The sequence below is a fragment of the Streptomyces sp. NPDC126497 genome (genome assembly GCF_040302425.1).
Taxonomy (GTDB): domain Bacteria; phylum Actinomycetota; class Actinomycetes; order Streptomycetales; family Streptomycetaceae; genus Streptomyces.
Map to the genome: position 1 here is coordinate 1 of NZ_JBEORT010000018.1, position 21,913 is coordinate 21,913.

The window sequence follows — 21,913 nt, forward strand, 5'->3', positions numbered from 1 at the left end:
GGCCGCCGGGCCCCCGCCCGCCTCCGCGACCGACGAGGAACGGCGCGGCGCGCTCGACCTCTACCCGCGGCTGCTGGCCGCGGTGGCGGGCACGGCGGTGCGCGTCAGCGTGGAGCACTGGTACGCCCGGCAGGAGGAAGCCGCCTTCCCCGACGTCTTCCGGGAGGTGTTCGCCCTCCTCGCCGCCGGCCTCCCCGCACCTTCCGCGTAGGCCCCGCCCCGGCCGCCCGGCCCCCGGCCGCGGCAGCCGCCCCCGCTGTCCGTTCCGCGCCCGTGAGCGCGCCGGCACCCGCCGGCGTCCGCCCGCGCGTGACCGTTCGACCATCACCCGAAAGAGATCCCGTGAGCTCACCCCCGGCGCCCGCCGCCGTGTCCGAAACCTCCATGAACCACCGGCAGATACTCCAGGCCATGTCCGGCCTGATGGCCGGCATGTTCGTCGCGATCCTGGCCGGCACCGTCGTGGCCAACGCGCTCCCCACGATCATCGCCGACCTGGGCGCCAGCCAGTCCTCGTACACCTGGGTCGTCACCTCCGAACTGCTGGCCATGACGGCGACGGTGCCCCTGTGGGGCAAGCTGTCCGACCTCTTCAACAAGAAGTTGCTGCTCCAGCTCTCGCTGGGCATGTTCGTCATCGGCTCGCTGCTGGCGGGCTTCTCCCACGGCGTCGGCCTGCTGATCTTCAGCCGGGTCGTGCAGGGCATCGGCGCCGGCGGTCTGACCGCCCTCGCGCAGGTCGTGATGGCCTCCATCATCCCGCCCCGCCAACTGGGCAAGTACGCCGGCATCTTCGGCGCCGTCTTCGCGGTGGGCACCGTGGCCGGACCGCTGGTCGGCGGTGTGCTGGTCGACACCTCCTGGCTGGGCTGGCGCTGGTGCTTCTTCATCGGCGTGCCCTTCGCCCTGCTCGCCATCGCCCTGCTCCAGCGCACCCTGCGGCTGCCCACCACCCGGCGTGAGGCGCGGATCGACTGGCTCGGCGCCTTCCTGATCGTCGCCGGCGTCTGCGCGCTGCTCATCTGGGTGTCGCTGGCGGGCAACGACTTCGACTGGGTGTCCTGGCAGACCGCCGCGCTCGTGGGCGGCGGCGTGCTGGTGCTGGCCGCCGCGGTCGTCGTCGAGACCCGCGCCCCCGAGCCGGTCATCCCGCTCGGCATCTTCCGCAACCGCACGGTGACGCTGACCACCGTCGCCAGCCTCCTGGTCGGTGTCGCCATGTTCGGCGGGACCGTCTTCCTCTCGCAGTACTTCCAGGTCTCCCTGGGCAAGTCGCCGACCGTCGCCGGTCTGATGAGCCTGCCGATGATCCTGGGCCTGCTGGTGTCGTCCACCGTCGCCGGACAGGTGATCAGCAGCACCGGCAAGTGGAAGCGGTACCTGGTGGCGGGCGCGGTCGTCATGACCGTCGGGCTCGCGCTGCTCTCCACGATCGGCGTCGACACCCCCTTCGCCCTGCTCAGCCTCTACATGGCGGTGCTCGGCGTCGGCGTCGGCATGCTGATGCAGAACCTGGTGCTCGCCGCCCAGAACGACGTGCCCGCCGCCGAACTGGGCGCCGCGACCTCCGTGCTGTCCTTCTTCCGCAGCATGGGCGGCACCATCGGCACCAGCGTGCTCGGCGCGATCCTCGCCAACCGGGTCACCAGCGAGATGACCGAGGGCCTCAAGGACGCGGGCGTCACCGTGCCGGCCGGCGAGGGCTCGGGCGAGAGCAGCGTGCCGGACATGTCCGCCCTGCCCGAGCCGATGCGGGCCGTCGTCGAGCACGCCTACGGCGTCGCCACGGCCGACCTGTTCCTCATCGCCACGCCGTTCGCCTTCCTCGCCCTGATCGCCGTCGTGTTCCTGAAGGAGAAGCCGCTGAAGACCACCAGCGGCATGGAACGCCTCGCCGAGGAGTCCGCCGCCGACGACGCGCCGGACAAGGACCGGGCGACCCCGGTCGCCTGAGCCGCGACCCGGCCGGCAGGACCCGGGAGCAAGGGACGGGGCCGCCCGCCGCACGACGGCGGGCGGCCCCGTCCGGCGTTCCGGAGGACGGGCCCGACGGGTGATCACCCGTCGGGCGGGGGCCCCGGCCCACCTGGGTGATCACCGGTGGCGGGGCCCAACCCCCGCTCATAGCTTCGGCTCATGAACAAACGACACATCGCCCTTCTCGCCTGCACCGCCGCCGCCGTGGCCGCGGGGCTGGGCGCCGCACCGTCGGTCCACCACCCGACCGTGCACCGGGTACAGCCCGGCCAGTCGATCCAGAAGGCCGTGGACGCCGCGGAGCCGGGGGACACCGTCCTCCTGGCCCCCGGCACCTACCGGCAGAGCGTCGTCGTCAAGGTTCCGGACCTGACCCTGCGCGGCCACGGCGCCGGCCGCACCGTGCTGGTGCCCGCCGCGAACGCCGCCGGGAGCAAGAACGCCTGCGCCAGGGCCGGCCACGGCATCTGTGTCACCGGCACCGACAAGAAACCCCTCAAGGACGTCACCGTACGGTCGCTGACGGTACGCGGGTTCGCCAAGAACGGGCTGTGGGCCACCGGCACCGACGGGCTCGAGGTCCGGTACGTGATGGCGGAGAAGAACGGCCAGTGGGGCATCGCCGAGGAACGCTCCGTGCACAGCGTGCTCAGTCACAACGTCGCCCGGAAGAACGGCGACGCCGGACTGTTCGTCGCCAACACCGTGGACACCGAGGAAGGCGCCCGGGACGCGGGGAGGACCGTGATCCGCTACAACCGGACGGCCGACAACCGCGTCGGCGTCACCGTCCGCCGGCTGCGGAACCTGGTCGTCGACCGCAACGAGGCCACCGGCAACTGCGCCGCCGTGTTCGTGGTCGGCGACGAGACCAAGCCGCGCGCCGGCGCCCTGAGCGTCACCCGCAACTACGTCCACGCCAACAACAAGTACTGCCCCAAGACGCCCCGGCTGCCCTTCCTGCAGGGCTCGGGCATCGTCCTCACCGGCGCCGAGAAGACGCTGGTCGCCTACAACCGGGTCGAGGACAACACGGGCACGTCCCCGCTCTCCGGCGGCATCGTGCTCTTCACGAGCCTCGTCGGCGCCCCCAACGAGCGCAACGAGATCCGCGACAACCTGCTCACCGGCAACAGCCCGGCCGACCTGGCCGACCGGGACACCACCGGGAACAACACGTTCAGCCGCAACACCTGCACGCTCTCCGAGCCCGCGGGCATGTGCTGACCCCCCCGCACCACCTCACCCCCCACCGACTGCACGACAGCAGAAGCGAGGCAACGGATGACCACCGTTGATCAGGCTCCCCCGCCGCCCATGCGGCTGCGGGAGCTCGTTTTCGGGGCGGCGTGTGCCGCCGCCGTACGCGCGGCCGTCCGCCTGGGCGTGGCGGACGCGCTGGACGACGCCCCCATGACCGTCGACGACTTGGCGACGGCGGTGAAGACCCAGCCGCACACCCTGCGGCGGCTGCTGCGCGCCCTGTCCTGCCAGGGCGTCTTCACCGAGAACCCCGACGGCACCTTCGAGCACACCGAGATGTCCCGGCTGCTGCGTGAGGACGACCCGCACAGCCTGCGGTACATCGCCCTGTGGTGCACCGAACCGTGGACCTGGAACGTCTGGCCGCACCTCGACGAGGCGGTGCGCTCCGGCCGGAGCGTCTTCGAGGACGTGTACGACCAGGAGTTCTTCACCTACCTCAACGAGTCGGCCCCCGAGTCCGCCCACGTGTTCAACCGGGCCATGACGACCTCCAGCGAGCAGTCCGCACGGGACGTGGCCCGGCTGCTCGACCTGGACGACGCCTCCTCGGTGGCGGACATCGGGGGCGGCCAGGGCCACGTCCTGGCCGGCCTCCTGGAGAAGCACCCCCACCTCCACGGCACCCTGCTCGACCTGCCGGGCGTCGTCGAGAACGCCGACCCCCGGCTGCGCGAGGGCGGCGCGCTCGCCGACCGGGTCGAGACCGTGGCCCGGGACTGCCGAGAGGAGGTCCCCGTCCGGGCGGACGTGTACATCATCAAGAACGTCCTGGAGTGGGACGACGACAGCACCCGCAGGGTGCTCGGCAACGTCCGCGCGGTGGCACGGCCCGGAGCCCGCGTCGTCGTCATCGAGAACCTCGTCGACGACACCCCCTCGATGCGGTTCACCACCGCCATGGACCTGCTGCTGCTCCTCAACGTCGGCGGCGCCAAGCACACCCGGCAGAGCATGGTCGACCGGCTGACCGACGCGGGCCTGGTCATCGACGCCGTCCACCCGGTCAACGCCTATCTGCACGCCTTCGAGTGCACCGTCCCCGGCTGACCGAAGACGCCGACAACCCCGAGGCCGCCGGCTCCGCGACTGACGCGGGACCGGCGGCCTCGGGGTTTCGGGGGCCGCCCGCTCAGGAGCCGGCGCTCCGCTCCCAGCGGTAGAAGCACTGCGCCATGGCGTCCTTCGGACTCCGCCACGTGGCCGGGTCGTACGGGCTGACGTACGCCTCCAGCCGCTCGCTGATCCTGCGGAACTCGGGGTGTCCCGCCACCTTCGCGATCGCCGGCGCGGGGTCCTGCTCGGACTCGATGAGGTGCAGGTACACGTCGTCGCCGAACTGGAAGAGGCTGCGCCGGCCGACACCGACCAGGTGGGGGAGCTCACCCCGGTCGGAGGCGGCGAACACGTCGGCGATGTGCGGCGCGGAACCGGGCTTCATCCGGGCGACGATGAGGGCGTGGTGCATCGGGTGTCCTTCCCTGGACCGGTGCTCAGCGCGAGGACGCGACGGACGCGCTCTCGCTGTCGCGGGCGGCCTGCTCGATCCGGTCCCGGATGAGGGCCATCTGCGTACGGGAGTTGCGGTTGATGTTCTCCGTCATCCAGTCGTCGTCGACCGGGGCGTCGGGCTTCATCGCGAAGTCCTGCGTCCAGCGCATCCGGACACCGCCCGGCAGCTCCGCGTAGTCCCACACGATGTCCATGTGGGCGAACGGGCCCGTCTCGACCCGGCGGGCGCGGACGGTCCGCCTCTCGCGGTCCGGGGTGCGCTCCGACACCCAGCTCCACACCTTGCCGTTCTCGTCCGGGTGCATGGTCAGCCGGAACCTCGTCGTGGCGCCCTCACGGGAGAGGATCTCCACGGACGCGTACTCGCTGAACAGCCGCGGCCAGTTCTCCAGGTCGTTGGTCATCTCCCACACGAGGTCGAAGGGAGCGTCGATGGTGATGCTGTTCTCGGTGTGTCCGGCCACGTTCAGGCTCCAGCCGTGAGGGTGCTGTTGACGAGGTCCAGGAACTCCCGGGGCGTGCGGCAGCGCTCCGAGTCGGGGGGGAGCGACTGGCCGTACCGGTTCTCCAGCTCGCCGACGATGCCGAGCAGGCCGAGCGAGTCGAGACCGAAGACGTCGAAGGGGGACTCCGCCGAGCGCTTCAGTTCCTGGGGGTCGACGGTGATGCCGGCCGCCTGCTTCATCAGCGAGGCCAGCTCGTCGAAGGTCACTTCGGAGGTGATCATGGGTGTCTGCTCCTTCCCCGCCCGGTCCTAACGGGCGGAATCGTCACCGCGGCGCACGACCAGCGCCGCGTTGGAGCCCATCAGTCCCCTGCTGAGGACCAGGGCGGTGCGCAGCTCGGCGGGACGAGCGCGCGACGTCACCAGGTCGAGGTCGTGGCAGATGTCGAACACGTTGGGCGTCGGGGGCACCTGACCGTGTTCCATGGCGAGCACCGCGGCCACCGTGTCCAGCACGGGCGCCGCACAGTAGGCACGGCCGATGCCCGTCTTGGGCGCCGTGACCGGCACGCGGGTGCCGTGCGCGCCCAGGGCGTCGGAGATCGCCAGCGCCTCGGCGCGGTCGGCCTCGGGGACGCCCATGGCGTCGGCGAACACGACGTCGATCTCCTCCGGGGCGCAGTCCGCCTCGTCCAGGGCACCGCGGATCGCGCGGGCCAGGCCCTCCCGGGACTCCGCCCAGCGGGAGGCCCCGGTGAACGTGGCGGAGTGGCCGGCCACGACGGCCCGCACCGGCACCCCGCGGGTCCGGGCCCGCTCCTCGTCCTCGACGATGAGCAGCGCGCCGCCCTCGGCGGGCACGAAGCCGCACGCCTTCTCGGTGAACGGACGGTAGGCGCGGTCGGGGTCGTCGAGGGTGCTGAGCTCGGGGTAGCCGAGCTGGCAGACCATCGAGTACGGGGCCAGCGGCGCCTCCGCGGCCCCCACGACCATGACGTCGGTGCCGCGCCGCACCGCCCGGCTCGCGTGCGCGAGGGAGTCCAGACCGCCCGCCTCGTCGCTCGCCACCACCCCGCACGGCCCCTTGAGGCCGCCGCGGATGGATATCTGGCCGGTGCTCGCGGCGTAGAACCAGGCGATCGACTGGTAGGGACCGACGAACTTGGAACCCTTGCCCCACAGTTTCTGCAGCTCGCGCTGGCCGAACTCGCCGCCGCCCGATCCCGCGGCGGTGACCACGCCGATCGAGAACGGCTCCGCGGGATCACCGCCGAGGCCGGCGTCGTCCAGGGCGAGGGCGGCCGCGGCCATCGCGAAGTGGCTGAACCGGTCGGTCTGCACCAGGAACCGGTCCTCGATGAGGGCCGCCGGGTCGAAGGCCCGGACCTCGCCCGCCACCCGCAGCGGCAGGTGGGCACAGCCCTCCCGGCCGATCAGGTCCAGCACGGAGAGGCCCTCGCTCACGGACTTCCAGTAGGCGTCGGTCCGCAGTCCGTTGGGCGCGATCACACCGATACCGGTGACGGCCGCGCGCCGGGAACGCCGATTGCTCATCGTGTCCTCCCGCCCGGCCCGGACAGCAGCACCGCGGACTGGAAGCCGCCGAACCCGCTGCCGACGGAGAGCACATGGTTCAGCTTCCGCGGGCGTGCGGTGCGCGGCACGTAGTCCAGGTCGCACTCCGGGTCGGGGGTCTCGTAGTTCGCCGTGGGCGGCACCACCTGGTGCTTCAGCGCGAGGACGCAGGCGACCACCTCGATCGCGCCGATCGCGCCCAGCGAGTGCCCCACCATCGACTTGATGGAGCTCATGGGCGTGTCGTAGGCGTGCGCCCCCAGGGACCGCTTCACGGCGGCCGTCTCGTGCCGGTCGTTCTGCCGCGTGCCGGAGCCGTGCGCGTTGACGTAGTCGACCAGTGTGGGGTCGATGCGGGCCTGGTCGAGCGTGGTGTCGATCGCCCGGGCCATCTCCAGCCCCTCACTGGTCAGACCGGTCATGTGGTAGGCGTTGCCGTAGGTGGCGTAGCCGCTGATCTCGCAGAGGATCTCCGCGCCGCGGGCCCGCGCGTGCTCGTACTCCTCGAGCACGAGCACGGCCGCGCCCTCGCCCATCACGAAGCCGTCGCGATGGGCGTCGAACGGCCGGGAGGCGTGCTCGGGGTCGTCGTTGTGGGGCGACGTCGCCTTGATGGCGTCGAAGCAGGCCATCGTGATCGGGGAGATCGGCGAGTCCGACGCCCCCGCTATGCAGACGTCGGCCCGGCCCTCCGCGATGGTGTGGAAGGCGTAGCCGACCGCGTCGAGCCCGGAGGTGCAGCCGGTGGAGACGGTCTGCACCGGGCCCCGGGCGTCGAACCGCTCGGCGACGACCGAGGCGAGGGTGCTCGGCTGGAACGCCGTGTGCAGCTGGGGCCCGGCCTTCTCGTGGTCCACGTCCCACCGCCGGCCGCCTTCGCTGACCAGCACGTAGTCGTGTTCCAGCCGGGTGGTGCCGCCGACCGCGCTGCCCAGCGAGACCGCCGTGCGCCAGGGGTCGCCGGCGCCGGTGTCGAGTCCGGAGTCGCGGACCGCCTCCGCGGCGGCGACCACGGCGAACTGGACGTAACGGTCGGCACGTTGGCACAGCTCCGCGTCCAGGCCGTGTTCGAACGGGTCGAAGTCGCACTCGGCGGCGATGCGCGAGCGCAGGCCCGCCGGGTCGAACAGGGAGATGCCGCGGGTCGCGGTGCGGCCGGCCGACAGAAGATCCCAGAACGCCGTCGCTCCGATGCCGCCGGGAGCGACCACACCGGTGCCGGTGACGGCCACCCGGCGGGTCATTTTATGGCCCCACTGGGCTCGGTGGCCTGGCCCTGCGGTGGCCCGCCGACCGTCAGCTGCGGCCCGGCCGCGGCCCCTTCGGTCTCCTCCGTGTCGACGTGACCGAGACTCGGGTGCGGGGCGAGCGGCCCCAGGTGGAACACCATCCGGGCCTCCTGGTCGCCGACGTTGCGGAAGCGGTGCCGCATGTCGACGGGGATCATCAGACCCTGGTCGGCGCGGAGCGCGAACGGCTCGCCGTCCAGGTCCACTTCGAGCGCGCCGCTGACGACGTACACGAACTCCTCGGAGTAAGGGTGGTAGTGCTCCCCGATGCGCTCGCCGGGCTTGACGATGGCCAGGCCCATGAAGCCGCTGGTGGAGCCCACGGTGGCCGGCGTGAGCAGGGTCCTGAGGTCACCTCCGCGCCGTCGGTTGGGCTCCGTCTCGCTCAGGTCCACGATGCGTGGATGCTGTTTGGACATAAGGGTGTTACCTCCGGGTGTGCCGGTGACGTCCGGGCGGGCACCGCCGCGGACGTCACCGCGGTCGGCCTTCAGGAATCCGCACAGGTGCGGTCGGTGACGGGCACCATGTCGGCGTGCGCCAGGAGCCGGTGCAGGGTGCGCTCCGAGTCCAGGGAGCCCTCGACGCCGATGGCGGCGCCGTCCAGGAGACGCTCCAGCTCGGCCGCCCTGCCCGCGCCCTTGACGCCGAGGGCGGAGAGCGGGTCGAGATCGAGTTCGTCCGTGACGTCGATCATGCGGGTCACGATGTCGTCGCGCTGGAAGACGGTGCTCGCGTACACCGGGCTGTCCGGGTCGCTCGCCGCGGCCTCGTCCTGACGGGCGAGGAACCGGGCCAGCTCCAGGCCGCGGCCCGTCACGGCCGGGTAGTACAGCATGTGCCGCCGCAGATGGTCGGGTTCCGGGCGAGCGGCCGCCACGTGCTGCATGGCGGGAAGGGCCGCCCGGGTGAAGAACACCCGGGCGGAGTCGGAGTCGCTCAGGTCCCGGTCCTGCTCCAGGTAGGGGTTGATGGCCTCTTCCACGGCCTGCACCTGGGGCTGACTGGCCACGTGGCACAGGGTGGCCAGCAGGTCGCCCTCCACCTCCACGGCCCGTACGACGCGGTTGCCGTGCATGAAGAGCGAGGTGCGGTGCAGGCGCGTGGTGCCGTTGACCCGCGCCTCGGGCGCCTCGTAGTTGGCCAGGATGTCCACGACCTTGGACTCGGATCCGGGTTTCACGGTGAAGGTGATGGCGTGGCGGGTCACCCCGGTGCCCACGCGGGCCGCCTTCTGCAGGCCCGCCCGTGCGGCCTCGGTGGTGAGCGGCTGGTCCGGGTGGGTCTCGCGCAGGATGCTGTAGCGCATCGACCGGGTGTCCCGGACGCAGCTGTGCATCGGCCGGACGATCTCGATGTGCTCCTCGCTGTTCACCCACGCGAGGAACGGCAGGGCGCTCTCCCACTCGCTGGTGATGAGCCACTGCGAGGGGTTCTCGATCGACTGGCACAGTTGGTCACTGATGTGGCCGGGAACGGACGCGACCTTGTTGCGCATGTGCTCGTACGCGTCGAGGAACTGCTCCTGGGCCCCCTCGTACAGGTCGAGCAGCAGGATCACCCGCAGCCTCGAGCCGTCGAACGCCGACTGCGATACGCGTGCCGACATGGTCATCCGGCGCACCTCTCCTCTTCGTCGGAAGGTCGGGAACGACCGCCGTGTCCGAAGGGCCGGGGTCGCCATGAGCCGATCGTTGCCGCGACTTTCCGCTGTGCGCGAGCGATACGGGGCAGGCGGGTGAACCGCGTGCCATCCGGGTGCCGCCGGGACGAGGACCGGCCCGCACCGGGCATGAAAGGTGCGTCCTGTCCCACAGCCCGTCGAGGGCGATGCTGGAGGCGTTTCAATGAATCGATCGGATACGGCCGGCCGGGCGGATCACCGCACGCCGGTCCTCATCGTCGGCGGCTCTCTGGTGGGCCTGTCCATGTCGCTGTTCCTGGGGCGCCTCGGCGTGCCGCACACGCTCGTCGAACGCCACACGGGCACCTCGATCCACCCGCGCGGGCGGGGGAACAACGTACGCACCATGGAGCTGTTCCGGACGGCCGGGCTCGAGCAGCGCATCGGCCGGGCCGCATCGGTCCTGGCGGACAACCACGGCATCCTGCAGACCCCGAGCCTGGTGGGCGACGAGGGCGAGTGGCTGCTCCAGGAGATCGACCCCGGCGGCGGGATCGCCCGCTTCAGCCCCAGCGGGTGGTGCCTGTGCAGCCAGAACGACCTGGAGCCGGTGCTCCTCGAGGGGGCCCGCGAACTCGGCGGGGACCTGCGCTTCGGGACGGAGATGATGTCCTTCGACCAGGACGCCGAGGGTGTGACGGTGCTGGTCAAGAGCCGGGAGACCGGCGAGCACACCAGGATCCGGGCGGACTACCTCGTCGCCGCCGACGGCCCGCGCAGCCCCGTCCGCGAGGCGCTGGGCATCGGGCAGAACGGCCCGGGCGACCTGTTCCACAACGTGAGCCTCACGTTCACCTCCCGTGACCTCGCCGGTGTCGTCGGGGACCGGCGGTTCATCGTCTGCTACCTGACCAACCCGGAGGCCGACGGAGCCCTGCTGCCGGTCGACAACCGGGAGCACTGGGTGTTCCACGCCCCCTGGCACCCCGAACACGGCGAAACCCTCGAGGAGTTCACCGACGAGCGGTGCGTCGCCCACATCCGGAAGGCCGTCGGCGTGCCGGACCTCGACGTGGAGATCACCGGCCGGGCGGCCTGGCACGCCGCCGAGCGGGTCGCCGAACGGTACGCGGACGGCCGGGTGTTCCTGGCCGGCGACTCCGCCCACGAGATGTCGCCCACCGGGGCGTTCGGCTCCAACACCGGCATCCAGGACGCCCACAACCTCGCCTGGAAGCTGGCCGCCGTGCTCGGCGGCTGGGCCGCGCCCGGTCTGCTGGAGTCCTACGACGCCGAACGCCGGCCCGTCGCGGAGGCGACCAGCTCCCGTGCCTCCTCCCGTTCGAGCGAGCACAGTCACCCCGGGTACACGCCCGCCCCGGGCGCTCCCGCCCTCGGCGCCCCCGCCCCCGGCGGTCCCGGAGCCGGTGGTCCCGGCGGTCCCGGTGGTCCCGGAGCCGGTGGTCCCGGCGGTCCCGGAGCCGGCGGTCCCGGCATGAAGGGGGGCGGCATCCTCAACGTGGCGCTCTGCTACCGCTATCCGCGCGGCGCGGTCCTGGGCACCGACCCGGCGGCACCGGTCATCCCCGACGGGGTGATGCTGACCGGCGAACCCGGCAGCCGCGCCCCGCACGTGTGGCTGGACCGCTCCGGCACCCGGATTTCCACGCTCGACCTCTACGAGCGGTCGTGCGTGCTGCTGAGCGCCGCGAACGGCGCCTGCGACTGGCACACCGCGGCGGCGAAGGCCGCGAAGGACCTGTCCGTGCCGCTCGACGCGTACCGGGTGGGCGAAGGACCCGACGCGGAACTGACTCCCGAGGGCGGTGCCGACTGGGCCCGGGCACACGGGATCACCGCGGACGGTGCGGTACTGGTCCGTCCCGACGGCTTCGTCGCCTGGCGCTCCGAAGGACCCGTGCCGGACCCGTCGGCGGTGCTGCGGGAGGCCCTCGCCACCGTCCTGGCGCGGGACTGACAGGGGAACGGCGGCCGGTGGACGTCACGCTCCGCCGACGCCGCCCTGCCGTCCCCGCTCCGCCTTGGCCTGGTGCTGCTCGAACCGCTGGACGGCGGGTCCGTCGGTGTTCCACGGCCAGGGCGTGACCATGCCCTGCAGCGTCTGGAAGACGTGATGCGCGTCGGCGGCCCGGCCGGCCGCGCACAGCGCGTACGCCAGCACGTTGAGGTCGGCCTGCGCCGCCGCGTGCTGGAAGAAACCCGGCTTCGCCCACAGCGCGGCCGCCTGCTCCAGCGCGGCCGCGACCTGCCCGCCCTCCCACAGCTGACCGGCGGTCATGGCCCGCACCCCGCCCTGCGCCAGCAGTCCCTGGTACTGCCGTACGGCCGCGGTCACCTCGACCGCGGCACACGGCGCGTTGGCCGGGATGCGGGTGCGCACCACATCGACGAAGTCGAGGACGGCCGCACTGGAACCCCCCTCCTCCGGCGACAGGTACGCGAGCATCTGCAGATACGCCTCACGGTGCCAGCGGTCGCGCCCGGTGGCCTCTCGCCAGAGGGCGTTGACGTCGTTCTGGCCGTAGCGCTCGATCCGCGACACACCGAGCAGGACCACCCACGGCAGCGGATCCTCCGGTCGTCGCTCGGCGGCCTGGTGACACCGGGCGACCACCTGTGCGGCGTCCTCCAGGTGTCCGTCCTGCAGCCCGCGCGCCAGCGCGGACCAGGAGTGGAGGACCAGGGCGTCCGCGTTCTGCGGTTCCCTGTCCAGCCACGCCGCCGCGAGCCCCGTGCCGGCCGTCGACCCGGCCAGTACGGACACCCGGTGGCCGCGGCGGTCCCAGTCGTCCCCGGTCTCCTCCAGCAAGGAGGACACGAGGGCGACGTCGGCGGCCCTGCCGCCCCCGTTCCGCTTGCTCAGCCGTCCCAGGACGCGCGCCAGTTCGGCGTCGTCCAGGGCGGGGACGATACGGGGACGTCTGCTGGTACGACTGTTGAAGAGGGCCATGCGGGAAGACTAGGAATTCCACGGGCCTCGGCAACCCGGACGGGATGATCGTTACCGATCTGCCCCTTACCGCCGGTACTGCGGGCAGGCCGGGGCGGGGCCGGGCATCCAGCCCGCCCCGCCGTCGGGTACGTTCCGCTTGCCGGCTTGCCCCGTCAGACCGCCGGGGCCGGGTACGTCGGGTACTCCACCCCGGAGACGTACTGGACGACCCGGACGACCTGGCAGGAGTAGCCGAACTCGTTGTCGTACCAGAGGTAGAGGATCGCGTTGTCGCCCTCGACCTTCAGCGCGCCGGCGTCGACGATCGAGGCGTGGCGCGAGCCGATGAAGTCGCTGGAGACCGCGTCGGGCGCGCTGATGAAGTCGATCTGGCGCTTGAGCGGCGAGGTCAGCGACACCTTGCGCAGGTGGTCGAGGACCTCCTGGCGGTTGGTGGGGCGGGCCAGCTGGAGGTTGAGGATCGCGATCGAGACGTCCGGCACGGGCACCCGGATCGAGCTGCCGGTGATGGTCGCGCCGAGGTCGGGCAGCGCCTTGGCGACGGCCGAGGCGGCACCCGTCTCGGTGATCACCATGTTCAGCGGCGCCGAACGGCCGCGGCGCTCCGACTTGTGGTAGTTGTCCAGCAGGTTCTGGTCGTTGGTGAACGAGTGCACCGTCTCCACGTGCCCGCGCAGCACGCCGTACTCGTCCGCCATCGCCTTCAGCGGCGGGACGATCGCGTTGGTGGTGCAGGAGGCGCAGGACAGGATCCGCTCGTCCGGCTTGAGGGTGTCGTGGTTGACGCCGTGCACGATGTTGGGCACGTCGCCCTTGCCGGGCGCGGTCAGCACCACCTTGTCGATGCCGGGACGCAGGTGCAGCGAGAGCCCTTCGCGGTCGCGCCACTTGCCGGTGTTGTCGATGAGGATGGCGTTCTTGATGCCGTACGCCGTGTAGTCGATCTCCGTCGGGTCGCCCGCGTAGATCACCTTGACGGTGTTGCCGTTGGCGGTGATCGTGCTGTTCGCCTCGTCGACGGTGATGGTGCCCTGGAACTGGCCGTGCACGGAGTCGCGGCGCAGCAGCGAGGCCCGCTTGACGATGTCCTGCTCGCCGCCCCGGCGGACCACGATCGCGCGCAGGCGCAGCCCGTTGCCGGACCCCGACTTCTCGATGAGCAGCCGGGCCAGGAGGCGGCCGATGCGGCCGAAGCCGTAGAGGACGACGTCGCGCGGCTCGCGGCGGTCGGCCGTGGCGGCGCCGATCGCGCCGGCCACGGCCTCGGCGGTGAACTCGGCCACCGACTGCCCCCGGTCGTCGGCGCGGTAGGCCTCGGCGAGCAGGCCGATGTCGATCTGGGACGGGCCGAGGTCGAGCGTGGTGAGCGCCTGCAGGAAGGGCAGCGTCTCGGTGACCGAGAGCTCCTCGCCGGCGATCTGCCGGGCGAAGCGGTGGGTCTTGAGGATGCTGACCACCGACTTGTTCACCAAGGAGCGGCTGTGCAGCAGGACGGTCACGTCCCGCTCGCGGTGCAGCTTCCCGATGATCGGGATCATCGACTCCGCGATCTCCTCGCGGTGCTTCCAATGGGTGAACGAGTCTTCGTTGACAGTCACGGATCCATCTTTCGAGCTAGAGGGTGCTCATATGATAGCCATGTGGGCCGCCGGGTCCGGAGGGGGTGCCGGAAGGCTCGTGAGCACGCCGGGATCCGCAGGGTTGCGCGCCGTGCGAACGGGTACGCGTGCAGCGTTGTGCCCGGGCCGGATCCCGTCCCGGGCGGGCCGCACCACCGCCGCTAGCAGGGAATCTGCCATGGAGACACCCGCGCACGAGAACAACGCCCCCACTCCCGCGCAGCGGGCCCTGGGCGTCCTGTCGGAGAACACCGAGGACACGAGGGCGCTGGACGCCCTCGCCAACAGCGACGTGCTGATCCCGGTACCGGACGACGCGGGGGAGGAGGCCGCCGACCCCGGCACGGTCGCCCTGCCGGTGCTGGAGCAGCCGGGCGGCACCCAGGTGGTGCCCGTGTTCACGTCCGAACTGGAGATGGCCGGCCTGCTGCCGTTCGTCTCCCGCTACCGGCTCGTCCCGCTCGGCGCGCTCGCCGCGCAGTGGCCGGCCGAGGACCTCTCGCTCACCATCGACGGCAGCTCCGAGCACCGCCTCACGCTCACCTCGGAGGGGGTGCGCACGCTGCTGGCCCGTCCGTGAGCCCGCCGGGCCCGCGGACTACTCGCCCAGCGCGCGGGCCAGGGCGGCGCGCTGCACCGGCAGCGCCTCGGCGTGCAGTTCGCACCCCTTCGGGGTGATCCGCACGTACACCCCGCGCCGGTCCTCCAGGCACATGGAACGTTCCACCAGGCCGTCCTTCTCCAGGCGGGCGATGAGGCGGGACAGCGCGCTCTGGCTGAGGTGGACCCGGCCCGCCAGGTTCTGCACCCGGCACTGCTCGGGGTCCCGGGACGCCGCGGTCACGAGCAGGTCGAGCACCTCGAAGTCGGAGGCGACCAGACCGTACGGACGCAGCGCGCGGTCGATCTCGCCGAGGGTGCGGGCGTGCACCGCGAGGATGTCACGCCACCGTTCCTCGAGTCCTGCGCCGGCCGTCTCCGCTCCCATACTCGAACGGTAGCACTCGTCCGACATTCAATGAACGTGCACGGGCGTCCCCCGCGGCAGGCCGGGCGGGCACGCCCGGGAACGGGCCGACGGGGCCGCCGTCCCGGCCCGCAGGGAGGCGGCCGGCGCGCCGCCGACGTCCCGCGCGGCCTGCACGGGCTCCGCCCCTCCAGTCCGTCGGTCGTGACCGGCTCCCCGTCGAGCGGGACCGGGGAGCGGCGCACGGCTTCTCCGGCCCGGCCGTCCGGCCCCTGCCGGGGCCTACGTCGAGTCCCGCCTCACCAGCTCCGTCGGCAGGATCACCGCCGCCGGGTCCTCGCCGCCGATCTGGGCCAGCAGCACCCGCACCATCTCCGTGCTGATGCGGTCCCAGGGCTGGCGGATCGTGGTGAGCCCGGGGCTGGCGGCGACGGCCGCGGGGGAGTCGTCGAAACCGCCGACCGCGACGTCCTGGGGCACCCGGCGCCCCGCCCGGTGCAGCGCGGCGAGCACGCCCTGGGCCATCAGGTCGGAGGCGACGAACACCGCGTCCACGTCCGGGGCCCGCGCCAGCAGCCGCTCGGCGCCGGCCTCGCCGCTGGCCCGGCTGTAGTCGCCGGAGACGACCAGCCGCTCGTCGGCCTCGATCCCCGCCTCCGCGAGCACCTCCCGGTATCCGGCCAGTCGCTCCACGCCGCCGGGGGTGTCCAGCGGGCCGGTCACCACGCCGATCCGGCGCCGCCCCCGCGCCAGCAGGTGCCGCACCATGTCCCGCGCGCCGTCCCGGTCGTCGGCGGCCACGTAACTCACCTTCGAGCCCAGCCCGATCGGCTTCCCGCACGCGACCAGCGGCACGCCCGCCGCCCGCAGCTCCTCCGCCACCGGGTCACCGGAATGGCTGGACACCAGCAGCACCCCGTCGACGTGCCCGGCGGTGATGTACCGCGTGATGCGCCGCCGTTCGTCGTCCGTGCCCGCGAGCATCAGCAGCAGCGGCACGTCGTGCGCGGCCAGCGCCTGTGTGCAACCACGCAGCAGGACGTTGAAGTTGGGGTCCTCGAAGAACCGCTCCTGGGGCTCCGTGAGCAGGAAGCCCACCGAGTCGGAGCGGCCGGTGATCAGCGAGCGGGCGTGCCGGTTGACGACGTAACCCGTCTTGCGGATCGCGGCGTTGACCGCGTCCGCGGCGGCGGGACTGACGTAGTGGCCGCCGTTGAGCACCCGTGAGACGGTGCCGCGCGAGACACCGGCCTCGCGCGCCACGTCGTGGATCGTCGGCGGCTTGCGCCTGCCCCCCGTGTTGCCCATGGTCATGACTTTACGGCCCCGGAGAGCAGATCCAGGCTCCAGAACCGCTGGACGACCAGGAACAGCGCGACCAGCGGGAACACCGCGAGGAACGCGCCCGTGATCACCAGGGTGTACAGCGCCGGGGTGTTGGCGCCCTGTTCGAGCAGGGTGTGCAGACCGAGGGTGATCGGGAACTTCTCGTCGTCGCTGAGCATGATGTACGGCAGCAGGAAGTTGTTCCAGACCGCCACGAACTGGAACAGGAAGACCGTCACCAGGCCGGGCACCATCATCGGCAGCGCGACCCGGGTGAAGATCCGCCACTCGCCCGCGCCGTCCATCCGCCCGGCCTCCACCACGTCGGCCGGCACCGCGGCCGCGGCGTAGATCCGCGCGAGGTAGACGCCGTACGGGGAGAGGATCTGCGGCAGCAGCACCGACAGGTGGGAGTCGGTGAGGTCCGCCTCGGCCAGCAGCAGGTACTGGGGGACGGCGAGGATCACCGGAGGCATCAGCACACCCGCGAGCAGCACGTTGAACAGCGTCTCGCGGCCCCGGAAGCGGTAGACCGCCAGCGCGTAGCCGCTGAGCGCCGACACGCACGTCGACAGCAGCGCGCCCAGACCGGCGTACAGGGCGGAGTTGCCCATCCACCGCCAGTAGACGCCGTCGCGGTAGGCGCTCAGGTCGGAGAGGTTGTCGGCGAGGCCGGTGCCCGGCCAGAACGTGAAGGTGGAGAACAGTTCCGAGCCGGACTTGGTGGACGCGATGACCACCCAGGCGACCGGCAGCAGGCAGTACAGCGCGCCGAGCAGCAGCGTCACGGTCGGGACCAGCGCGATCCGGCGGGGGCGCGCCGGGCCCCGGGCGGTGCCGGCCGCGGGCTCGGCCTTGTGCAGGGCGAGGGAGCTCATCGTGCGGCCTCCTGCTGGTTGCGTCGGTTCGTCGCCCGCAGGAAGCCGAAGGACAGCACCAGGGTGGCGAGCGCGATGAGGGTCGCCTGGGCGGCGGCCGCGTGGATGTCGCCGTTGCCGAAGGCGTCCTGGTACACCTTCATCAGCGGGCTCCAGGTGGTGGAGACGGAGTTGGTGAGCGGCTTGAGGACGGTCGGTTCGCTGAACACCTGGAGCGTCGCGATGATCGAGAAGAAGAAGGTCAGCACCAGCGAGGGGGCCACCATCGGGATCTTGATCCGCAGTGCGATCTGCAGCGGCGTGGCGCCGTCCAGCCTGGCCGCCTCGTACACCTCGGCCGGGATGGCCCGCAGCGCGGTGTAGATGACGATCATGTTGAAGCCGGTGCCGCCCCAGACCGCGATGTTCGACAGCGCCAGGTACAGCGGCCCGCCGTCCAGCAGGTCCGGCTGCGGCAGACCGAGCCGGTCGAGCACGAAGTGGAACGGGCTCACGTCCGGCAGGTAGAGGAAGCCCCACAGCAGGGCCGCCACCACGCCGGGGACGGCGTACGGCAGGAAGATCGCGAGCCGGGTGAAGGGGGCGAGCCGCACCTTCTCGGAGTCGAGCATCAGCGCGAACAGCAGCGCGAGGCCCAGCATGACCGGCACCACGATGCAGCCGTAACCGAGCACGCGCAGCGCGCCGTCGAGCAGCTCGCTGTCGGACAGGGCGCCGGTGTAGTTCTCCGCACCGGCCCAGACCTCCTCGCGGGCGCCGGCCCCCAGCCCGAGGCCGGAGACGCGCACCTTGCGGAAGCTGAGCCAGACGGCGTACCCGATGGGCAGCGCGAAGAACAGGAGGAACAGGAAGGTCGCGGGGATCAGGAACGCGTACGGGGCCCCCTTGACCCCGTACGACGTCCGGCGGGCCGGGGACTTCACTCCGCGACCCCGAAGCCCTGCTTCTTCAGGTCGGCGACCGTGTCCTGCTGCATGGTGTCCAGGGCGGCGGTGAAGTCCGACTTGTTCTTCGCGGCGGCGCCGAAGGCGTCCTTGAACGTCGTGTAGGCGACGTTGACGTTCGGTCCCCAGGCGGACGGCGCGGTGGTCTTCGCGATCTCGGCGGCCTTCTCGTAGAAGTCGGGCTGGTTGGAGAAGTACTCCGGCGGGTCGGCGAAGGCGCCGCTGAGCTGGGCGGAGGTGGAGGCCGGGTAGATGCCGCTCTCCTTCGCCAGCGCGTTCAGCGCGTCGGCGTCGGTGTTCAGCCAGGCGGCGAACTTCGCGGCGGCCTCCTTGTGCTCGGAGTCGGTGGTGACACCGGTGGAGGAGCCGCCCCAGCTGCCGGTGCTGCTCTCGCCCTCGTCCCACTGGGGGAGCGGGGCCATCGCCCACTTGCCCTTGGTGTCGGGCGCGGCCGTGGTCAGCGTGCCCGGCGCCCACACCGCGCTCACCCACGCGATCTGCTTGCCGGTGTTGAGCGCCTTGTTCCAGGCCGGGGTGTACATCGGCTGGTCGTCGACGGCGCCCTCCTCGACCAGACCGCCCCAGAACTCGGCGACCTTCCTGGTGGCGTCGTCGTTGATGCCGACCTTCCACTTGTCGCCCGAGGTGGTCCACCACTTCGCGCCGGCCTGCTGGGCGAGGCCCGCGAAGAGTCCGGAGTCGTTGGCGGAGAAGGTGGTGAGGTCCTTGTCGGGGGCCGCCTTCTTCAGCTTGCGCGCGGTCTCGGCGAACTCCTCCCAGGTGGCCGGGACGGAGAGCCCGTACTTCTCGAACAGGTCCTCGCGGTAGTAGAACATCATCGGCCCGATGTCCTGCGGGACCGCGTAGACGGCGTCCGTGCCGAGCGTGGTCTGCTGCCAGACGCCCTCGGCGAAGCTGCTCTTCGCGTCGCCCACGCCGTCCGCTATGTCGGCGAGCGCGTCATTGCTGACCAGGGTGGGCAGCGCCTGGTACTCGGCCTGCACCAGATCGGGCGCCTTGCCGGCCTTGTGCGCGGTGAGGATCTTGGTGACCAGCGTGTCGCCGGACGCCTGCTTCTTCACCGTGACGGTGATCCGCTCCTTCTTGCCCGGCCCCTCGTTCCACAGGTCCACGACCTTGTCCATGCCGGGGGCCCAGGTCCAGTACGTCAGTGAGACCGGGCCCGACTGCGCCCCGCCGTCGTCGGACGACGAGCCGCAGGCGGCGAGTGCGGTGGCGCCGAGCGCGACGGCGACGGCGGAACTCACGAGGCGACGGCGCTTCGTGTACGGCATGGAACTCTCCCCTGACCTGGGGTCCTCGCCTGCTGCGAGAACCTGCCATGCTTCTGTGAGCGTTCACAGTAGAGAAACATCCCGGACACTTGTCAATGGTTGTTGCTCTGCGGTTATGTTGGTCCCGCACCGCCGAAAACGTGTGTGCACGTTCCCAAGAATCGAACACATCGGGAGAGAATCCATGCCGGAGACCACCCCCAGGGGCCTCACCGGGCTCGCCTTCGGCGGGGACTACAACCCCGAGCAGTGGCCGGAAAGCGTCTGGGACGAGGACGTCCGGCTGATGCGGGAGGCCGGCGTCACCATGGTGAGCGTCGGTATCTTCTCCTGGGCCCTGCTGGAGCCCTCGCCCGGCGTGTACGACTTCGGCTGGCTCGACCGCAACCTGGACCTGCTGCACGAAGGCGGCGTCCGCGTCGACCTCGGCACGCCCACCGTGGTGCCGCCCGCCTGGTTCTACCGCGCCCACCCCGACGCGCTGCCGGTCACCGCGGACGGCGTGCGCCTGGAGTTCGGCTCCCGCGGCGCCGTCTGCCACAGCAACGCCGACTACCGGGCCGCCGCCGCGAACATCACCACCCGGCTCGCCGAGCGCTACGGCGACCACCCCGCGCTCGCGATGTGGCACGTCCACAACGAGTACGGCGTCCCCGTCTCCGCCTGCTACTGCGACTCCTGCGCCGCGCACTTCCGCCGCTGGCTGGCGACGGTGTACGGCACCGTCGAGGCCGTCAACGAGGCCTGGGGAACCGCCTTCTGGGGCCAGCGCTACGCCTCGTTCGAGGAGATCAACCCGCCGCGCGCGACCCCCACGGTCGGCAACCCGGCCCAGGCGCTGGACTACCGGCGGTTCGCCGACGCCACGATGCGCGAGAACTTCACCGCCGAACGGGACATCCTGCACCGCCTCTCGCCCGGCGTCCCGGTCACCACCAACTTCATGACCGCCCTCAGCCAGTGCGACTCCGTCGACTACTGGGCCTGGGGACGCGAGGTGGACCTCGTCACCAACGACCACTACCTCATCACCGACGGCCGCCGCACCCACGTCAACCTCGCCATGGCCGCCGACCTCACCCGCTCCGTCGCAGGCGGCGCCCCCTGGCTGCTGCTCGAGCACTCCACCTCGGGCGTCAACTGGCAGCCCCGCAACCCCGCCAAGGCCCCCGGCCAGATGGCCCGCAACTCCCTCGCCCACGTGGCCCGCGGCTCCGAGGGCGCGATGTTCTTCCAGTGGCGCCAGTCCCGGCGCGGCGCCGAGAAGTTCCACTCCGCGATGCTGCCGCACGGCGGCACCGGGACCCGCGTCTTCCGCGAGGTGACCGAACTCGGAGCGTCCGTCCAGTCGTTGGCGTCGATCCGGGGCACCCGCACCGAGGCCGACGTCGCCGTGCTGTGGGACTGGCAGTCCTGGTGGGCGCAGAACCTCGACTGGCGCCCCAGCGAGGACCACGACGCCCGCGAGCGCGCCGACGCCTGGTACGAGGCCCTCTACGACCACCACCTCACCGTCGACTTCGCCCACCCCGAAGCCGACCTGTCGAGGTATCCCCTCGTCGTCGTACCGGCCCTGTACCTGATGACGGAGCGGGCCGGGAACAACCTCAGGCAGTACGTCGAGAACGGCGGCACCCTCGTGGTGTCGTACTTCTCCGGCATCGTCGACGAGTACGACGCCGTGCACGAGGGCCCCTACCCGGGCGCCCTGCGCGACGTCCTCGGCCTGACCGTCGAGGAGTTCTCCCCCCTCCTCCAGGGCGAGCGGGTGCGCCTGACCGGCCCCGACGGCGCGGAACTCGACGCCGACGTGTGGACGGAGTTCGTGGTGCCGCGGGGCGCCGAGACGGTGTGGACCTACGCCGACGGCCTGACCGGGGGGCGTCCGGCCGTCACCCGGCACCGTCTCGGTGAGGGCACCGCCTGGTACGTCTCCACCCGGCTCGGCGCCGAGGGCCTCGCCGCCCTGGTCGGCCGGGCCGCCGAGGACGCCCGCATCGCCCCGCGCGCCGACCTGCCCCGCGACGTCGAAGTGGTGCGCCGCGCGGGCGAGTCGGGCACCTTCCTGTTCGCGATCAACCACACCGCCACCGACGCCAAGGTGCCGCTGGACACCCCCGGCACCGAGCTGCTGACCGGTGAACGCGCCGCGGGCCGCCTCGCGGTCCCGGCCGGAGCCGTCCGGGTCGTCCGACTCGACGGCTGAGCCGCGACTCCCCTCCGCC

At 71.8% G+C, this 21,913-nt stretch carries 21 protein-coding genes; 7 read left to right on the top strand and 14 right to left on the bottom strand.

Translation table 11 applies throughout. The features are described 5' to 3' along the window. The 4 genes from ABTY20_RS11575 to ABTY20_RS11590 all read left to right on the top strand — a co-directional run. A partial coding sequence (locus ABTY20_RS11575; RefSeq protein WP_502991793.1) for an acyl-CoA-like ligand-binding transcription factor occupies nucleotides 1-211 on the top strand: 211 nt, incomplete at its 5' end. 173 nt (nucleotides 212-384) lie between these two features. Continuing rightward, complete coding sequence (locus ABTY20_RS11580; protein ID WP_351996843.1) at nucleotides 385-1,953, top strand: MDR family MFS transporter; 1,569 nt, start codon at nucleotides 385-387, stop codon at nucleotides 1,951-1,953. 183 nt (nucleotides 1,954-2,136) lie between these two features. Continuing rightward, nucleotides 2,137-3,204 (top strand): right-handed parallel beta-helix repeat-containing protein, encoded by a 1,068-nt coding sequence (locus ABTY20_RS11585; protein WP_351996779.1) that lies wholly within the window; start codon nucleotides 2,137-2,139, stop codon nucleotides 3,202-3,204. A 57-nt stretch (nucleotides 3,205-3,261) separates the two neighbouring features. Then, nucleotides 3,262-4,290 (top strand): methyltransferase, encoded by a 1,029-nt coding sequence (locus ABTY20_RS11590; protein WP_351996780.1) that lies wholly within the window; start codon nucleotides 3,262-3,264, stop codon nucleotides 4,288-4,290. 82 nt (nucleotides 4,291-4,372) lie between these two features. Here the strand turns inward: ABTY20_RS11590 and ABTY20_RS11595 are convergent, their stop codons facing one another. The 7 genes from ABTY20_RS11595 to ABTY20_RS11625 all read right to left on the bottom strand — a co-directional run bounded on the left by ABTY20_RS11595 (nucleotide 4,373) and on the right by ABTY20_RS11625 (nucleotide 9,676). Continuing rightward, nucleotides 4,373-4,708 carry a TcmI family type II polyketide cyclase gene (locus tag ABTY20_RS11595; RefSeq protein ID WP_351996781.1) on the bottom strand — a complete coding sequence of 112 codons (336 nt, stop codon included), beginning with the start codon at nucleotides 4,706-4,708 and terminating at the stop codon, nucleotides 4,373-4,375. Between the two features lie 25 nt (nucleotides 4,709-4,733). Next, complete coding sequence (locus tag ABTY20_RS11600; RefSeq protein WP_351996782.1) at nucleotides 4,734-5,216, bottom strand: SRPBCC family protein; 483 nt, start codon at nucleotides 5,214-5,216, stop codon at nucleotides 4,734-4,736. Between the two features lie 2 nt (nucleotides 5,217-5,218). Further along, nucleotides 5,219-5,479, bottom strand: coding sequence for an acyl carrier protein (locus ABTY20_RS11605; protein ID WP_351996783.1), 261 nt, complete (start codon nucleotides 5,477-5,479; stop codon nucleotides 5,219-5,221). 27 nt (nucleotides 5,480-5,506) lie between these two features. Further along, nucleotides 5,507-6,751, bottom strand: coding sequence for a ketosynthase chain-length factor (locus ABTY20_RS11610; protein ID WP_351996784.1), 1,245 nt, complete (start codon nucleotides 6,749-6,751; stop codon nucleotides 5,507-5,509). Then, nucleotides 6,748-8,016, bottom strand: coding sequence for a beta-ketoacyl-[acyl-carrier-protein] synthase family protein (locus ABTY20_RS11615; RefSeq protein WP_351996785.1), 1,269 nt, complete (start codon nucleotides 8,014-8,016; stop codon nucleotides 6,748-6,750). Before ABTY20_RS11615 ends, ABTY20_RS11610 begins: the two co-directional genes overlap by 4 nt. Then, nucleotides 8,013-8,480, bottom strand: a complete 468-nt coding sequence (locus ABTY20_RS11620; RefSeq protein ID WP_351996786.1) for a cupin domain-containing protein — start codon at nucleotides 8,478-8,480, stop codon at nucleotides 8,013-8,015. Before ABTY20_RS11620 ends, ABTY20_RS11615 begins: the two co-directional genes overlap by 4 nt. A 71-nt stretch (nucleotides 8,481-8,551) precedes the next feature. Next, nucleotides 8,552-9,676, bottom strand: coding sequence for a SchA/CurD-like domain-containing protein (locus ABTY20_RS11625; protein ID WP_351996787.1), 1,125 nt, complete (start codon nucleotides 9,674-9,676; stop codon nucleotides 8,552-8,554). Between the two features lie 232 nt (nucleotides 9,677-9,908). Between ABTY20_RS11625 and ABTY20_RS11630 the strand changes: the two genes are divergently transcribed. Next, nucleotides 9,909-11,663 carry an FAD-dependent oxidoreductase gene (locus ABTY20_RS11630; RefSeq protein WP_351996788.1) on the top strand — a complete coding sequence of 585 codons (1,755 nt, stop codon included), beginning with the start codon at nucleotides 9,909-9,911 and terminating at the stop codon, nucleotides 11,661-11,663. 24 nt (nucleotides 11,664-11,687) lie between these two features. Here ABTY20_RS11630 and ABTY20_RS11635 read toward each other — a convergent pair whose 3' ends face one another. Further along, complete coding sequence (locus ABTY20_RS11635; RefSeq protein ID WP_351996789.1) at nucleotides 11,688-12,656, bottom strand: hypothetical protein; 969 nt, start codon at nucleotides 12,654-12,656, stop codon at nucleotides 11,688-11,690. 155 nt (nucleotides 12,657-12,811) lie between these two features. Continuing rightward, the gene (locus ABTY20_RS11640; protein WP_351996790.1) at nucleotides 12,812-14,257 is read right to left on the bottom strand and encodes a glyceraldehyde-3-phosphate dehydrogenase; all 1,446 of its coding nucleotides are present in this window, start codon (nucleotides 14,255-14,257) and stop codon (nucleotides 12,812-12,814) included. Between the two features lie 199 nt (nucleotides 14,258-14,456). Here ABTY20_RS11640 and ABTY20_RS11645 point away from each other — a divergent pair, with 199 nt between their 5' ends. Further along, a complete protein-coding gene (locus ABTY20_RS11645; protein ID WP_351996791.1) occupies nucleotides 14,457-14,858 on the top strand; it encodes an SseB family protein in 402 nt (133 codons plus the stop codon). 18 nt (nucleotides 14,859-14,876) lie between these two features. On the opposite strand, the gene ABTY20_RS11650 is transcribed toward ABTY20_RS11645, so the two are convergent. The 5 genes from ABTY20_RS11650 to ABTY20_RS11670 all read right to left on the bottom strand — a co-directional run bounded on the left by ABTY20_RS11650 (nucleotide 14,877) and on the right by ABTY20_RS11670 (nucleotide 19,688). Further along, nucleotides 14,877-15,266 (bottom strand): MarR family winged helix-turn-helix transcriptional regulator, encoded by a 390-nt coding sequence (locus ABTY20_RS11650; RefSeq protein ID WP_351996792.1) that lies wholly within the window; start codon nucleotides 15,264-15,266, stop codon nucleotides 14,877-14,879. A gap of 261 nt (nucleotides 15,267-15,527) precedes the next feature. Further along, nucleotides 15,528-16,559 (bottom strand): LacI family DNA-binding transcriptional regulator, encoded by a 1,032-nt coding sequence (locus tag ABTY20_RS11655; protein ID WP_351996793.1) that lies wholly within the window; start codon nucleotides 16,557-16,559, stop codon nucleotides 15,528-15,530. Then, nucleotides 16,556-17,449, bottom strand: a complete 894-nt coding sequence (locus tag ABTY20_RS11660; protein ID WP_351996794.1) for a carbohydrate ABC transporter permease — start codon at nucleotides 17,447-17,449, stop codon at nucleotides 16,556-16,558. The genes ABTY20_RS11655 and ABTY20_RS11660 overlap by 4 nt, the downstream gene beginning before the upstream one ends. Continuing rightward, a complete protein-coding gene (locus tag ABTY20_RS11665; RefSeq protein WP_351996795.1) occupies nucleotides 17,446-18,372 on the bottom strand; it encodes a carbohydrate ABC transporter permease in 927 nt (308 codons plus the stop codon). The genes ABTY20_RS11660 and ABTY20_RS11665 overlap by 4 nt, the downstream gene beginning before the upstream one ends. Next, nucleotides 18,369-19,688, bottom strand: coding sequence for an ABC transporter substrate-binding protein (locus ABTY20_RS11670; RefSeq protein WP_351996796.1), 1,320 nt, complete (start codon nucleotides 19,686-19,688; stop codon nucleotides 18,369-18,371). Before ABTY20_RS11670 ends, ABTY20_RS11665 begins: the two co-directional genes overlap by 4 nt. Before the next feature lie 184 nt (nucleotides 19,689-19,872). On the opposite strand from ABTY20_RS11670, the gene ABTY20_RS11675 reads away from it, so the two are divergent. Beyond that, on the top strand, nucleotides 19,873-21,894 hold the full coding sequence (locus ABTY20_RS11675) for a beta-galactosidase (RefSeq protein WP_351996797.1): 2,022 nt from the start codon (nucleotides 19,873-19,875) through the stop codon (nucleotides 21,892-21,894). The last annotated feature ends 19 nt before the right edge of the window (nucleotides 21,895-21,913 follow it).

Excerpts from the sequence above, each read along its gene's own strand:
- ABTY20_RS11635 (WP_351996789.1), bottom strand. The coding sequence starts at position 12,656 with ATGGCCCTCTTCAACAGTCGTACCAGCAGACGTCCCCGTATCGTCCCC.
- ABTY20_RS11610 (WP_351996784.1), bottom strand. The coding sequence starts at position 6,751 with ATGAGCAATCGGCGTTCCCGGCGCGCGGCCGTCACCGGTATCGGTGTG.
- ABTY20_RS11590 (WP_351996780.1), top strand. The coding sequence starts at position 3,262 with ATGACCACCGTTGATCAGGCTCCCCCGCCGCCCATGCGGCTGCGGGAG.
- ABTY20_RS11650 (WP_351996792.1), bottom strand. The coding sequence starts at position 15,266 with ATGGGAGCGGAGACGGCCGGCGCAGGACTCGAGGAACGGTGGCGTGAC.
- ABTY20_RS11655 (WP_351996793.1), bottom strand. The coding sequence starts at position 16,559 with ATGACCATGGGCAACACGGGGGGCAGGCGCAAGCCGCCGACGATCCAC.
- ABTY20_RS11670 (WP_351996796.1), bottom strand. The coding sequence starts at position 19,688 with ATGCCGTACACGAAGCGCCGTCGCCTCGTGAGTTCCGCCGTCGCCGTC.
- ABTY20_RS11660 (WP_351996794.1), bottom strand. The coding sequence starts at position 17,449 with ATGAGCTCCCTCGCCCTGCACAAGGCCGAGCCCGCGGCCGGCACCGCC.
- ABTY20_RS11675 (WP_351996797.1), top strand. The coding sequence starts at position 19,873 with ATGCCGGAGACCACCCCCAGGGGCCTCACCGGGCTCGCCTTCGGCGGG.
- ABTY20_RS11630 (WP_351996788.1), top strand. The coding sequence starts at position 9,909 with ATGAATCGATCGGATACGGCCGGCCGGGCGGATCACCGCACGCCGGTC.
- ABTY20_RS11605 (WP_351996783.1), bottom strand. The coding sequence starts at position 5,479 with ATGATCACCTCCGAAGTGACCTTCGACGAGCTGGCCTCGCTGATGAAG.
- ABTY20_RS11620 (WP_351996786.1), bottom strand. The coding sequence starts at position 8,480 with ATGTCCAAACAGCATCCACGCATCGTGGACCTGAGCGAGACGGAGCCC.
- ABTY20_RS11615 (WP_351996785.1), bottom strand. The coding sequence starts at position 8,016 with ATGACCCGCCGGGTGGCCGTCACCGGCACCGGTGTGGTCGCTCCCGGC.
- ABTY20_RS11595 (WP_351996781.1), bottom strand. The coding sequence starts at position 4,708 with ATGCACCACGCCCTCATCGTCGCCCGGATGAAGCCCGGTTCCGCGCCG.
- ABTY20_RS11585 (WP_351996779.1), top strand. The coding sequence starts at position 2,137 with ATGAACAAACGACACATCGCCCTTCTCGCCTGCACCGCCGCCGCCGTG.
- ABTY20_RS11580 (WP_351996843.1), top strand. The coding sequence starts at position 385 with ATGAACCACCGGCAGATACTCCAGGCCATGTCCGGCCTGATGGCCGGC.
- ABTY20_RS11625 (WP_351996787.1), bottom strand. The coding sequence starts at position 9,676 with ATGACCATGTCGGCACGCGTATCGCAGTCGGCGTTCGACGGCTCGAGG.
- ABTY20_RS11645 (WP_351996791.1), top strand. The coding sequence starts at position 14,457 with ATGGAGACACCCGCGCACGAGAACAACGCCCCCACTCCCGCGCAGCGG.